The sequence below is a fragment of the Tropicimonas sp. genome (assembly GCF_047971885.1).
Classification (GTDB): Bacteria; Pseudomonadota; Alphaproteobacteria; order Rhodobacterales; family Rhodobacteraceae; genus Tropicimonas.
On record NZ_JBKEAE010000082.1, the window covers coordinates 13,886 to 27,264 of the forward strand.

A 13,379-nucleotide genomic window follows, 5' to 3' on the forward strand; every position below is an offset into this window, starting at 1 on the left:
AATCAATCGTTTGATTGAAACTGGAATGACGAGATGTCCGCTGAACCGACACCGGAACGGACCGGAACCGATACCACCCGCAAGGCACTGATCGACGCGGCGATCGAGCTATTCGGCAGCAAGGGGTTCGACGGTACCACCACGCGCGCCATCGCCCGGGCCGCCGGAACGAATGTCGCCTCGATCTCGTATCATTTCGGCGGCAAGGAAGCGCTGCGGCTGGCCTGTGGCGAGGAAATCTCTGCCCGCCTCGCCAATGTCGTCCGTGATACCGACACGGCACGGATCGAAACGCCCGACCAGGCGGCGGCATTGCTGAGGGAGGTCCTGTCGGCTTTTGTCCGCTTTATCGTCTCCGACGGCCGGGCAGCAAACATGGTGGCTTTCGTTCTGCGCGAATTGTCGGACGATTCACCTGCCTTCGAGACGATCTTCACCGGCGTGATGGTGCCACGCCATGCGGCGCTCTGCCGGTTGTGGGAGGTTGCCACCGGTCAGCCGGCCGAAGACGAACAAACCCGGCTGATCCTGTTTTCGGTAATCGGGCAGGTGCTCTATTTCCGGATCGGCCAGCCGGTTGTGCTCAGGCGCATGGAATGGGACACGCTCGATCCGGCGCGGATCGACCGGATTACCGCCGTGCTGTGCAGCAATCTCGATGCCGTTATCACCGCCAGCCGAAAGCCCGCACCATGAGCGATTTCATCTGCTCCATTCCCGTCCTCGCCTCGTTCTTCGCCGCCTGTACCGGGATACCGCCGCTGGCCACCGGTTATGTCGAGGGCGAGTTCCGTCTCATCGCACCCATCGCCACCGCCCAGGTCGGCTCACTCAACGTCGCGCGCGGCAGCCGGATCGCGGCCGGCGACGTGCTTGCGGTGATGGAAACCCGCGACGCCGAAATTGCGGTGGCCGAAGCGACGGCGGCGATGGAGAACGCCGAAAGCAACCTGGCAAACCTGCGCCAGGGACGGCGCGCCGAAGAGATCAGCGTGATCGAGGCAACGCTGGCCTCGGCCCGCGCCGACGCGGTGGAGGCCGAACGGCAGGCAGAGCGTCAGGCGGGATTGCTCCTGCGCGGGATCACGCCGCAGGCCGAGGCCGACGACGCGCAGACCCGGCTCGACATGGCCCGTGCCCGTGTAGCCGAGGTCGAGGCGAACCTTGCCGTGGCAAAACTGCCCGCCCGGCCGCACGAGATCGAGGCCGCCGTGGCCGCCGTGGCCCGGGCAGGTGCGCAGAAGGACGCGGCCATCTGGCAACTGCAACAGCGCACCCTGACCGCACCGGCAAACGGCAGAATCTACGAGGTGTTGCGCGATCCGGGCGAGATCGCCGGACCGCAGGCGCCTGTCCTGTCGATGCTGCCCGATGGCGCGGTACTGTTGCGGCTGTATGTGCCGGAACACGATGTGGCACGTATTGTGCCCGGCACCGTTCTGAGGGTCGATTGCGACGCCTGCCCCGACGGGCAGACCGCAACCGTGACCTATGTTTCGGACGAGCCCGAATTCACCCCGCCAGTGATCTACTCGCTCGAAACGCGGCAGAAGCTGGTCTATCTGATCGAGGCACGCCCCGATGCCGGCAGCGAGCGGCTGAAGCCCGGCCAGATAGTCGATGTGCGGCCGGAATCCGAACCGTGAGCGCCCCGGCGATACGTGTCGAGGGGCGGGTCAAGCGCTTCGGCGGCCACACGGTGGTCGATCATGTCAGCATGACGGTCAACAGCGGCCAGATCACCGGCTTTCTCGGCCCCAACGGTTCGGGCAAGACGACGGTGATGCGCGTGGTTTGCGGCCTGCTGACCCCGGACGAGGGTACGGGCGAGGTTCTGGGCCGGCCGCTCGGCAGCGAAACTGCCGCCATCAAGCACGAAATCGGCTATATGACACAGCGCTTTTCGCTCTACGAAGATCTGACCATCGCCGAGAACCTGAGCTTCGTCGCCGGGCTCTATGGCATCGCCGGCCGGCGCAGGGTGGTGGCGGACACGCTTGAAACGCTCGGTCTCTCCAGCCGCCGGGACCAGCTTGCCGGCACCCTGTCGGGCGGATGGAAGCAGCGGCTTGCGCTGGCGGCCTGCACCATGCACAAGCCGAAGCTGCTGCTGCTGGACGAGCCCACCGCCGGGGTAGACCCGAAGGCGCGGCGCGATTTCTGGGAAGAGATTCACCACTTCGCGGCCAGCGGCATGACGGTGCTGGTCTCGACCCATTACATGGACGAGGCCGAGCGCTGCCATTTCGTCAACTATATCTCCTATGGCAGGCTGGTCGCCTCCGGCACCGTGCAGGAGGTCATCGACAAGGCGGGGCTGACCACCTATCTGATCGAGGGCCCGATCGAGGCCGTGAACCAGGCCGAGCGCATGCTTCGCGGCCATGCCGGGGTCGATGACGTAGCACCCTTCGGAACCACGCTGCATGTGGTGGGCCGCGACCCTGCGGCGCTCAAATCCGCCGTCGAGAAGGTCGCCGCCGAAACCGGAACCCGTCGGTTCACGACCGAGACCAGCCTCGAGGATGCCTTTATCCGCTTCATGGGCGAATCGCAGGACAACATGGCATGAGTTTCCTCTCGTTCCGCCGCCTCGGCGCGCTGCTGGTCAAGGAAATCACCCAGATGCGCCGCGACCGGCTCACCTTTGCGATGATGCTGGGCGTGCCGCTCATTCAGCTTGTCCTGTTCGGCTTTGCCATCAACAACGACCCCAAGGGCCTGCCCGCAGCGCTGGTCGCCCCGACGCAGGACCGCTATTCGCGCGCCATCGTCACCGCGCTGGAACTGACCGGATATTATCGGTTCGAGTACGTCAGCTCCAGCGCCGCCGAGGCCGAGGCGCTGCTTGAACGGGGTGTCGTGGCGTTTGTCGTCACCATCCCGTCCGATTTCGACCGCCGGGTCGAACGGGGCGACGAGCCAAAGATCCTGATCGAGGCCGACGCCACCGACCCCGCCGTCGCCTCGGGTGCGATCTCGACCCTCGGGCAGGTCGCGGCGCAGGCCCTGCTGCACGAAAGCGGGCAGGACGCCGCAGCAGACGACGCAGCGCGCAGCCGGCTCGAGGTTGTTATCCACCGCCGCTACAACCCCGAAGGGGTCACCCAGTTCAATACGGTTCCCGGTCTGCTTGGGGTGATTTTGCAACTGACGATGGTCATCATGACCTCGATGGCGCTGACGCGCGAGATCGAACGCGGCACCATGGAAAACCTGCTGGCGATGCCGGCGACCGGGCTCGAGATCATGCTGGGCAAGGTTCTGCCCTATCTCGGCGTCGGTGCGGTGCAGGTGGTGGTCATTCTGATCGCCGCGAAGCTTTTGTTCCATGTACCGTTTCAGGGCCCGCTCGGGCTGCTGCTGATCGGCGTGCTTGTCTTCGTGCTGGCGCTGCTGCTGCTCGGCTACACGTTCTCCACGCTGGTGAAAACGCAGATGCAGGCGATGCAGCTTTCGTTCTTCTTCTTCCTGCCGTCGCTGATGCTGTCGGGGTTCATGTTCCCCTTCCGTGGCATGCCGGTCTGGGCACAGGTGATCGGCGAGTTCTTCCCGCTCACCCACTTCATCCGCATGATCCGCGCGGTCATGCTCAAGGGGGCAGGCATACAGAACGTCACCGCACCGATGGCCGCGCTGCTGGTCTTCGTGCTGGTCTATGCGCTGCTGGCGCTGCTGCGGTTCCGCCGGACGCTCGACTGACCCTCAGTGACCGAGGATCTGGCTGAGGAACAGCTTGGTCCGCTCGTGCTGCGGGTTGTTGAAGAATTCCTCTGGGTCGTTCTGCTCGACGATCTGGCCCTGATCCATGAAGATCACCCGGTTCGCGACCTGGCGGGCAAACCCCATCTCGTGCGTGACGCAGAGCATGGTCATCCCCTCCTCGGCCAGTTCGATCATGGTATCGAGCACCTCCTTGATCATCTCGGGGTCAAGCGCCGAGGTCGGCTCGTCGAACAGCATGATCTTGGGCCGCATGCACAGCGAGCGCGCGATCGCCACCCGCTGCTGCTGCCCGCCCGAAAGCTGACCGGGATACTTGTTCGCCTGTTCCGGAATCTGCACCTTTTCCAGAAACTCCATCGCGGTCGCCTCGGCATCGCGGCGCGGAATTTTCCGCACCCAGATCGGCGCGAGCGTGCAGTTTTCAAGAATCGTCAGGTGCGGGAACAGGTTGAAATGCTGGAACACCATCCCGACCTCGGAGCGGATCTTGTCGATATTCTTGAGATCCGAGGAAAGCTCGGTCCCGTCGACGACGATCTCGCCGCTCTGATGCTCCTCCAGCCGGTTGATGCAGCGGATCAGCGTCGACTTGCCCGACCCGGATGGACCGGCGATCACGATCCGCTCGCCTTCATAGACGGTCAGGTTGATATCGCGCAGGACATGGAAGGTCCCGAACCACTTGTTCATGCTGGTGATCTGCACGGCAACCTGGTCGGATACCTGCATCCGGGACCGGTCGACGGCGCGTTGGGTGGAAATTTCGGGCATGGAGCGATCCTTATCGGTGTCCCGTCCGGAGGCGACGCTCCAGATACATCGAATAGCGGGACATGGAGAAGCAGAAGATGAAGAACATCAGCGCGATGAAGCCGTAGATTTCCCAGACGATCCCGTTCCAGTTGGCATCTGCGGTGATCGCCTTGGTCAGGCCCAGCGGGTCGAGCAGACCGATGATCGAAACCAGGGTCGTATCCTTGAACACGCCGATGAAGGTCGAAACGATCCCCGGGATCGAGATCTTCAGCGCCTGCGGCATGATGACAAGCCGCTGCGCCAGCCAGAAATCGAGGCCGAGCGCGTCGGCGGCCTCGTACTGGCCGTTGGGCAGCGCTGCCAGCCCGCCGCGGATCACCTCGGCCATATAGGCCGAGGCGAACAGCGTCACCATGATGATGACCCGCAGGATGATATCGAAGTTCGTTCCCGGCGGCATGAAGATGTTGAGCAGCGTCGAAGCGACGAACAGCAGCGTGATCAGCGGCACGCCGCGGATGAACTCGATGAAGCCGACCGAAAGCGCGTGCACGATGACGAGGTTCGAGCGCCGCCCCAGCGCCAGCAGGATGCCGATCGGCAGCGAGACGGCGATGGCGACAACCCCGATGGTGATCGACAGCATGAAGCCGCCAAAGGCCCGGCTTGTCACGGGGGCGATACCCAGCGGCGCGATCGTCTCCATCCGTGCCGCGACAGGGCCGGCGAGAAACAGCCACCAGAGGATGGGGACGGCAACGGCCAGAACGGTCGCGGCGATCGTTCCGGCGAACGGCCGGGCGAGCCGGTAGGCGCCGTAGCCGAAGGCAAAGCCCGCCAGCGCCACGACAGAAACCCAGATCGTACCGCCCCACAGCAGCCACGGCATCAGGAACGGATAGAGCGCCGAGAAAAAAAGCAGCTGGCGCGGCAGACGCGTGAACAGCACCGGCGCCAGCGCGACCAGCATCAGCACGAAATCGAGCACCGGACGCCAGTAGAGATCGGAGGGATAGAACCCGAAAAGCAACTGCCGCCAGCGCTCGCGGATCACCCCCCAGCAGGCCCCGGTGGCACCGTCGAGAATCTCGCGGCAATTGGTAAGCGACGTTCCCTGCCATGTCGGCGACATGACCCACGGGATCGCCCGCGACAGGATCCAGACGATCGCCGCCAGCGAAAGAACGGTCAGCACCGTGTTGAGCAGGCTCGAGAACAGGTTCTGGTGCAACCAGCCGATCGCACCGGTCTGCGCTGCGGGCGGCCGACGTTCGGCGACCATTTCGCTGCGGACGAAGCGGATATCCTCCATCTCAGCGCTCCACCAGTCTGACACGGTTGTTGTACCAGTTCATCACCGCCGAAATCAGCAGCGAGATCGTGAGGTAGAACAGCATCCCCAGCATGACGGTCTCCAACTCGCGCCCGGTCTGGTTGAGCGTGATGCCCATCAGGGTTCCGGTAAGGTCCATGTAGCCCACCGCGACGGCCAGAGACGAGTTTTTGGTCAGGTTGAGATATTGCGAGATCAGCGGTGGAATGATCACCCGGAGCGCCTGTGGCAGGATCACCAGGTTCATGATGCGCCTTGGACGGAGGCCAAGTGCTGCCGCCGCCTCGGTCTGCCCCCGTGGAATGGCGAGGATGCCGGCGCGGGTGATCTCGGCGATGAAGGCAGCGGTATAGAGCGACAGCGCCAGCCAGAGCGAGATCAGCGAGTTGCGCAGGTAGATCCCGCCCCGGAAGTTGAACCCTTCGAGACGTGGCACGGAGAGATGAAAGCCGAGCGCGACAAGCAGTGCCACAACCGGCAGCACGACGACGCCGAGACGCAGATACCATGTGACCGGCCGGGTTCCGGTGGCGGCCTGCACCTGGTCGGCGCGCTTGCGGATCCGCCCCGAAGCGAACAGGCCGGCGGCGAGGGCGGCAAGAAGGGCGACTAAATCGAGACTGATCTGGAAAATCCCGCAGGCGGGATTGAGCGGCAGGGTCTCGACACCCTCGCCCTGCACCCGCATACAGACCGGATCGTCGTTGTCGGGCAGGACCGCGACATTACCGAGACTGCGGCTGAACCGCGGCTCGGGAATGTAGACACCCCGGTTGGTGATCGCCACGGTATCGAACAGGATCATCGAGGCAGAAGCATCGTCACCGCGGAAATCGCGGGGCGCCGGCAGGCTCTCTATCAGGATCGCCATGGTGAAGACGATCCACAGCAGCACCGGCACGTTACGAAAGGTCTCGACATAGATCGTCATCAGCCGCGCGACGAGCCAGTTGCTCGACAGGCGCAGAATCCCCACTGTCACGCCGATGACCGTGGCGGTGGCGCAGCCAAGAACCGCGATCAGCAGCGTGTTCAGCAGGCCGATGAAGGCGGCCCGCAGATGGGTCGATTGCGACGAATAGGCCAGCAGCGTCTGGTTGATGTCGTAACCGGCCGGCGATTGAAGGAAACTGAACGAGATCGGCTTGCCGAGTGTCGAAAGGTTCTCGGCGGTGTTGTGGATCAGCCAGCCGATCAGGGTCAGAAACCCTATCAGCGCGATGATCTGGATGGTGACCGAACGATAGCGGGTATCGTAGATCAGCATGCCGAGCCGGAACGACTCCTGATGCGGATCGGATGTCGAAGCCATGGGCCGTTACCCCCTGAGCGGGTTCCGGACTTCTCCCAGCCGGCGGCGCTGTGCCGCTTCCCTGTCCGGATTTATCTTGTTCTTGGGACGGGAGGGGGCGCCGCGCGCGACACCCCCCGCATGTGACTTACCGGAAGGGCGGCGAATAAAGCAGACCGCCCTCGGTCCACTGGGCGTTCAGCCCGCGCGCCAGCCCGATCGGGGTCTTTTCGCCGATGTTCTTCTCGAACAGTTCGCCATAGTTACCGCCGGCGAGGATGGCGCGCTTGGCCCAGTCCTTGTCGAGGCCCAGCATCTCGCCCAATGTGCCCTCGGTGCCGAGCATCCGGTTGATCTCGGGGTTGTTGGTGCCCTGCGACAGCTCCTCGACATTGGCCGAGGTGATGCCGTACTCCTCGGCGGCGACCAGGGCGTTGAGCGTCCAGCGGACGATATCGGCCCATTCGTTGTCGCCATGACGGACCAGCGGCCCGAGCGGCTCTTTCGAGATGATCTCGGGCAGGATGATGTGATCGCCCGGGTTCTCGAAGGTGGCGCGCACCGCGGCAAGGCCCGACGCATCGGTGGTGTAGGTGTCGCAGGCGCCGGCAAGGTACTGCTGCTGTGCCTCGTCGTCGGATTCGATCGGCACCGGCTCGTAGGTGATGTTGTTGGCACGGAAGAAATCGGCCAGGTTCCGTTCGGTCGTGGTGCCGGTCTGGATGCAGACGGTGGCACCATCAAGCTCCTTGGCCGAGGAAACGCCCAGACTCTTGGGAACGATGAACCCCTGCCCATCATAATAGTTCACGCCGATAAAATCGAATTTCAGGTCGACATCGCGCGAGAACGTCCAGGTCGTGTTGCGCGACAGCATGTCGACCTCGCCCGAGGCCACGGCGGTGAACCGCGTCTTCGAGGTGAGCGGAACGAATTCCACCGCCGTCGCATCGCCGAGCACCGCCGCCGCCACCGCGCGGCAGACGGCGACATCGAACCCGCGCCATTCGCCGTTCGCGTCGGGCGCGGCAAAACCGGTAAGGCCGGTATTCACACCGCAGTTCAGCTTGCCGCGCGCCTTCACGTCATCAAGCGTTCCGGCAGCCGCCATTCCTGCGGACAGGCTGGCAAACGCCAGTGTCCCAACGATAATGGATTTCCTCATAGGTACCTCTTCCCGATGGTCCCCATCCTGACCGGACGGGTGTTCATTTATCGGCCCTTGGGCCATTTCGACTTTTCGCGGGAAAGGCCCGCCCTTCCCCAATGATGCAACATTGGGCGAAATCCCGAGTCGAGGTCAAGTGTCGAGGGTGCGGATGACCGTAGGGCAACCATCAATTCGAGGCGATCCGGCACGGCAACCGGTCATCGCGCCGGCGTTTCGGGCGGTTTCCGGGAAAGACGATGAAACCGTGACGCATGCAGAAATGCGCCCCGTTTGAGCAGCGCCTGCGCGGTCGCCTCCTCGTCAGCGCCCCACTGGCTTTCCTGCCAGTCCTCGTCGATGCGCGACCGCGCCCAAAGCTCTTCCGCCGGCATCAGTTCCGCCGCAGCGGCAAGTCCGATGACCAGCGATCCCGACAGCGCCACCAGATCGTGCAATGCCGTCAGGGCAAAGGCATCCATCCGGTCCAGCAGGCCGCGTAATGCGGTCAGACTGGCCTCGGGCTGGGGGATCGGCACGATTCCGGCTGTCCGCACCAGACGGATACCATGGGTTTCCCCGATCCAGGCCAGCAGCGGATCCCACGCCTGCGCCTGCAACACAACGAGCGAGCGCGGCCCCTCGGCACGATAGCAGCACAGATCGGTCTCGCCATAGGCCGCGATCAGCCCGGCAACCTCGGCAAATTGCGGTACCACCTTGTCGATCGCGGCATTGGCCGACCGGGTCAGCGGCATCGAAAGCGGGTCGATGTCGCCTTGCTGCGCGTTCCATTCGGCGGCTATCGCCTCGGCGAGCGGCCGGGTCGGCAGACGCAGCGGCGCCCTGGCGGGTGTCCGTACCGGGCGGCCGTCGAGCCTCACGCCCCAGCCGTCGCGGTCGGCGACCGCCTCGGCCGATATCCAGAAACGTCTGACCTTCCAGCCGCTCACGGGCGCCCCCGAAGGCTCTCGATCCGGGCCGGCAGCGCCGCGGCGGTCTCGACGATGCAATCCGCCCCGGCGGCACGAAGCGCGTCGGTCGGGTGATAGCCCCAGGCGACCCCGATGGTCGCGAAACCGGCCGCGCGCCCCATCTCGATATCGAAGGTCGTATCGCCGATCATTACCGCGTTCCGCGCCTCCGCTCCGGTTTTCTCCAATGCGCGAAACAGCATGGACGGGTTCGGTTTCGAGGGGTGATCGTCGGCAACCTGTTCGGTGACAAAGGCGCCGGTCAGCCCATGCGCGGCAAGCACATGCCTGAGCCCGCGCCGCGACTTGCCGGTTGCGATCCCGACCAGCAGATCGTCTCGGCCAAGCAACCCGTCGAGCACCGGGCGCATGCCGGGAAAGAGCGACGAGAGGTTTTCACCGTCAGTCTGCCGCAGGCTGGCGAAGCTCTCCCTGTAGCCTTCGGCCAGCGCCAGCCGGGTGCCCGGCGACAGGTCCGGGGCCAGCCGCTCGATGGCAAGCGGCAGCGAAAGCCCGACGATCGAGAGCACCTCTGCCCGACCGGGCGGCGCGATGCCAACGGCCCGATAGGCGTATTCCATCGCCGCCATGATATGGGCCTGACTGTCGACCAGGGTGCCATCGACATCGAACACGACAAGTCGCGAAGGGAAATCGCCGTTCATTCCACATCCTCGAACGGATCGGCGGGCACGTCGCCCGCGCGCCAGTCCATCATGGCCCATGTCCGTTCCATGTGCTCGGGAAGGGGCGCGGTCAGGGTCAGCATCCTGCCGGTCACCGGGTGGCGCAACCTGAGCGAGCGCGCATGCAGGTGCAGCTTGCGCGAAATCTCCCCGCCAAGTCCCGCCCCCCAGCCATCGCCGGGGTTTTCCTGCCCCGACCCGCCGTACTTGCCATCTCCGACGACCGGATGCCCGATGCCGGCCATATGGGCGCGTAACTGGTGCGTGCGCCCGGTGACGGGTACCAGAGCCACCCAGCGTACCCGCCCGCCAAGCGCCGAGAGCACCGAATAATCGGTCGTCGCCCGCTTGGCCCCGGGGGTGTTGTCGATCTCGCGCGGATGGACGCAATGCATCTTCTCGCCCTCGCCCGCCCCACCGTGACCCTGCGCCTTGACCAGCCCGAAACGGATCGTCCCCATCCGGGGCGCGGGCACACCGGCGACGGCGGCCCAGTAGATCTTGCGCGTTTCGCGGGCGCGGAACGTCTCGGCCAGCGCGCCGGCAACCTTGCGGTCCCGCGCCAGCAGAAGAATGCCCGATGTGTCCTTGTCCAGCCGGTGCACGAGCCGCGGTTTTTCTACGGCACCAAAGCGCAGCGCTTCGGCCAGCCCGTCGACATGGCGGGTCTGCCCGCTGCCGCCCTGCGTCGGCAGGCCCGGAGGCTTGTTCAGCGCGATGATGTGATCGTCCCGCCAGAGCACCGCGTTGCGGATCATCTGCGCATCGGCGTCCGGGATCGCAGTTCTGGCAGGGCGTGGCGCATCGTCTTCGGGCAGCGGCGGAACCCGCACGACCTGCCCGGCCACAACCCGGGCCGAGGGTTTGACCCGCGCCCCGTCAATGCGGATCTCGCCCTTGCGGCACATCTTTTCGATCCGGCCCTGCCCGAGATGGGGAAAGCGCCGGCGAAGCCAGCGGTCGAGCCGCTGATCCGCCTCGTCGGGCGAAATCTCGATCGTCTGGACACCGCTCATGGCACGGTCACCATCCCACGCGCCAGCAAGAGCCCGGCAACCAGCGCCGCGATGGAAACGACGACCGAAGCCGCCATGTAGATCACGGCCACCAGGGTTCTGCCCTCCTCTAGCAGGAACACCGCATCGAGCGAAAAGGCCGAGAAGGTGGTGAACCCGCCCAGGACCCCGGTCATCGCGAAGGGGGCAAGCGCCATGGCACCCCGGCGCTCCAGCGCCACAGCCAGAAGACCCATCAGGAACGACCCGAGGATATTGACGGTCAGGGTCCCCCACGGAAAGCCGGCACCGAACAGCGCCTTCATGCCGACATTGGCAAGAAACCGGCAGGAGGCGCCGACCGCGCCCCCCGCGGCGACCTGAAGGAGGGTTGTCATCATGGCGCCTCTGTCGTGCGACGCCGGGGCATTGTCAAGCGGGCGCGGGTCAGCCGGCGTCGGCGCCCAGTTCCTCGATCACGCGTTCGGCAGGCACCTGCCCGCTGACGACCTTGCGCCCGGTCAGCATCGCCATCACCAGATTCTCACCCTTCCAGTACCGGTAATAGACAATCGCCCCGACATGGAGCAGCACCAGCAACAGGATGACCGGCGGCATCGCCTGGTGCCAGCCCGTCGCCCATTTCGCATAGGCCTCGTTCTCGGCATTGTAGAGCGGGCCGTAGTTGATGAAATCGTCAGGATTGGCGTAGAGCCCGGTATAGGCCTGAAACCCGAGTGCGGCGAGCAGCGCGAACACCGAAAGCGCCCCGAGCGGATTGTGCCCGGGCCAGTAGCTCGGCCTGCGGACCGGTATCCCGCGGACGTAGCCGAAGAAGGTCTTCGGCCCATAGAGAAAGTCGCTGAATCGTGCCGGCCAGGCTCCGAAAAGCCCCCAGAGCACCCGGAAGGCAAGAAGCGCGATGACCGCGTAGCCGAACCGGAAATGCAGCGTCATGATACCCGGGCCGAACTGGCCCAGATACCATGCGATCGCGACGCAGATCACCAGGCTCCAGTGAAACGCCCGCACCGCCGGGTCCCACAGAAGGACACGGCGGAGCCTGCCGGGCTGGGACGGATGGGCCGCCATCGCACTCAGTCCTTCTTGGCCTGGAACGACTTGTGACAATCCTGACAGACTTGGCCGACGCCTCCCAGCGCACCGGCCATCTGCGCCCGGCCCTCGCCCGCCGCGACCTTCAGCGTTTCGGCGGCCGGCGCCATCCTGCCGGCGATCTCGCCAACCTTCGCGCCGTCAGCCCAGAGCGCGGGCAGCGCATAGGAGACCCCGGGAAGATCCGCAGACGAACTGCCGGGAACATACCAGGCAGAGGTATCCCGATGCGCCATTTCGGCGATCCTGTCGGCCGCACCCTGGGCGGTGGCGGCGTCGTATTCGACCTCGCCCTTGGCCATCCTGGCAAGCATGCCCACCGATTCCCCGTATCCTTTCATGAAATTCTGCCGCTGCTTCACCGCATCGGTGAGCGCATTGGCGGCGACAAGGCCGGGAACAGAAATGGCGATTGCGGCAATCACGAGCTTTCGCATGCTGGTTTCCTTGAGTCAGACATGTACACAACCTCGTTCCACGGGGCAGGCGGCGATTTCCGTCGCGCTGCGGCGAAAAAAGTTCGGTCGCGGATTTCAGCCGCGTTTCGCCCGCAGGCCGACGAAGTAATCGAGCCGCTTTTTCAGTTCCCGCTCGAAGCCGCGCGCGACGGGCATGTAATAGACCCCGCGCTTCATGCCGTCGGGGAAATAGTTCTGTCCGGAAAAGCCGTCTTCGGCATCGTGGTCGTATTGATAGCCGGCGCCATAACCCTGCTCCTTCATCAACCGGGTCGGGGCGTTGAGGATGTGTTTCGGCGGCGGTTCCGAGCCGGTCTTGCCGGCGGCTGCCATGGCGGCGGCGAACGCCATGTAACCGGCGTTCGATTTCGGCGCGAGCGCCAGGTAGACAACCGCCTGGGCCAGCGCCAGTTCCCCCTCGGGGCTGCCGAGCCGTTCGTAGGTTTCCCATGCCTGAAGACAGAGCGCCTGCGCCTGCGGATCGGCCAGCCCGATATCCTCGACCGCCATGCGGGTGATACGACGGGCAAGGAATCTCGGGTCCTCCCCCCCCTTGAGCATCCGCGCCAGCCAGTAGAGCGCCGCATCCGGGTCCGAGCCGCGCACCGATTTGTGCAGGGCGGAAATCAGGTTGTAATGCGCGTCGCCCGACTTGTCGTATTGCGCGGCCCTGCGGGTCAGCCGCGCAGTCAGCGCCGCAACGTTCAGCGCAGCATCCGCCGGCCAGCCGGCGATCTGCTCGACAAGGTTCAGAAGCGCCCGGCCGTCGCCATCGGCCATTCCGATCAGTGCCTCGCGGGCGGCGGATTCCAGCGGCATCCTGCGGCCCAGTTCCGCCTCGGCACGGTCGAGCATCTGGCGAAGCGCCGCCTCGTCGAGCCGGTTGAGCACCAGCAC

At 65.0% G+C, this 13,379-nt stretch carries 14 protein-coding genes and 1 pseudogene; 4 read left to right on the top strand and 11 right to left on the bottom strand.

Annotation, left to right across the window (positions count from 1 at the left end; translation table 11 throughout):
- Positions 1-33: 33 nt before the first annotated feature.
- Genes ACK5IR_RS08100 through ACK5IR_RS08115 form a run of 4 tightly spaced genes read left to right on the top strand, consistent with a single transcriptional unit; the run spans position 34 to position 3,702 of the window.
- Entirely contained in the window at positions 34-696 is a 663-nt protein-coding gene (locus ACK5IR_RS08100) for a CerR family C-terminal domain-containing protein (RefSeq protein WP_416927710.1), read from the top strand.
- Entirely contained in the window at positions 693-1,646 is a 954-nt protein-coding gene (locus tag ACK5IR_RS08105) for an HlyD family secretion protein (RefSeq protein WP_416927712.1), read from the top strand. Before ACK5IR_RS08100 ends, ACK5IR_RS08105 begins: the two co-directional genes overlap by 4 nt.
- Complete coding sequence (locus ACK5IR_RS08110) at positions 1,643-2,572, top strand: ABC transporter ATP-binding protein (RefSeq protein ID WP_416927714.1); 930 nt, start codon at positions 1,643-1,645, stop codon at positions 2,570-2,572. The genes ACK5IR_RS08105 and ACK5IR_RS08110 overlap by 4 nt, the downstream gene beginning before the upstream one ends.
- On the top strand, positions 2,569-3,702 hold the full coding sequence (locus ACK5IR_RS08115; protein ID WP_416927716.1) for an ABC transporter permease: 1,134 nt from the start codon (positions 2,569-2,571) through the stop codon (positions 3,700-3,702). The genes ACK5IR_RS08110 and ACK5IR_RS08115 overlap by 4 nt, the downstream gene beginning before the upstream one ends.
- 3 nt (positions 3,703-3,705) lie before the next feature.
- On the opposite strand, the gene ACK5IR_RS08120 is transcribed toward ACK5IR_RS08115, so the two are convergent.
- The 11 genes and pseudogenes from ACK5IR_RS08120 to ACK5IR_RS08170 all read right to left on the bottom strand — a co-directional run.
- Positions 3,706-4,497: an amino acid ABC transporter ATP-binding protein gene (locus ACK5IR_RS08120; protein WP_416927719.1), complete on the bottom strand. Its 792-nt coding sequence runs from the start codon at positions 4,495-4,497 to the stop codon at positions 3,706-3,708.
- A 10-nt stretch (positions 4,498-4,507) separates the two neighbouring features.
- Complete coding sequence (locus tag ACK5IR_RS08125) at positions 4,508-5,794, bottom strand: amino acid ABC transporter permease (RefSeq protein WP_416927721.1); 1,287 nt, start codon at positions 5,792-5,794, stop codon at positions 4,508-4,510.
- 1 nt (position 5,795) lies between these two features.
- Entirely contained in the window at positions 5,796-7,127 is a 1,332-nt protein-coding gene (locus tag ACK5IR_RS08130; RefSeq protein WP_416927723.1) for an amino acid ABC transporter permease, read from the bottom strand.
- Positions 7,128-7,254: 127 nt separating this feature from the next.
- Entirely contained in the window at positions 7,255-8,271 is a 1,017-nt protein-coding gene (locus ACK5IR_RS08135) for an amino acid ABC transporter substrate-binding protein (protein ID WP_416927725.1), read from the bottom strand.
- 203 nt (positions 8,272-8,474) lie between these two features.
- Entirely contained in the window at positions 8,475-9,206 is a 732-nt protein-coding gene (locus ACK5IR_RS08140) for an ATP12 family chaperone protein (protein ID WP_416927727.1), read from the bottom strand.
- Entirely contained in the window at positions 9,203-9,892 is a 690-nt protein-coding gene (locus ACK5IR_RS08145; protein WP_416927729.1) for an HAD-IA family hydrolase, read from the bottom strand. The genes ACK5IR_RS08140 and ACK5IR_RS08145 overlap by 4 nt, the downstream gene beginning before the upstream one ends.
- Positions 9,889-10,929 (bottom strand): RluA family pseudouridine synthase, encoded by a 1,041-nt coding sequence (locus tag ACK5IR_RS08150; protein WP_416927731.1) that lies wholly within the window; start codon positions 10,927-10,929, stop codon positions 9,889-9,891. The genes ACK5IR_RS08145 and ACK5IR_RS08150 overlap by 4 nt, the downstream gene beginning before the upstream one ends.
- A complete protein-coding gene (gene crcB, locus ACK5IR_RS08155) occupies positions 10,926-11,309 on the bottom strand; it encodes a fluoride efflux transporter CrcB (protein WP_416927733.1) in 384 nt (127 codons plus the stop codon). The genes ACK5IR_RS08150 and crcB overlap by 4 nt, the downstream gene beginning before the upstream one ends.
- Positions 11,310-11,355: 46 nt before the next feature.
- Positions 11,356-12,000: a cytochrome b/b6 domain-containing protein gene (locus ACK5IR_RS08160; protein ID WP_416927735.1), complete on the bottom strand. Its 645-nt coding sequence runs from the start codon at positions 11,998-12,000 to the stop codon at positions 11,356-11,358.
- A gap of 5 nt (positions 12,001-12,005) precedes the next feature.
- The gene (locus ACK5IR_RS08165) at positions 12,006-12,461 is read right to left on the bottom strand and encodes a c-type cytochrome (protein WP_416927737.1); all 456 of its coding nucleotides are present in this window, start codon (positions 12,459-12,461) and stop codon (positions 12,006-12,008) included.
- A gap of 96 nt (positions 12,462-12,557) precedes the next feature.
- Positions 12,558-13,379: pseudogene (locus ACK5IR_RS08170) on the bottom strand (replication-associated recombination protein A); the annotation flags it as partial.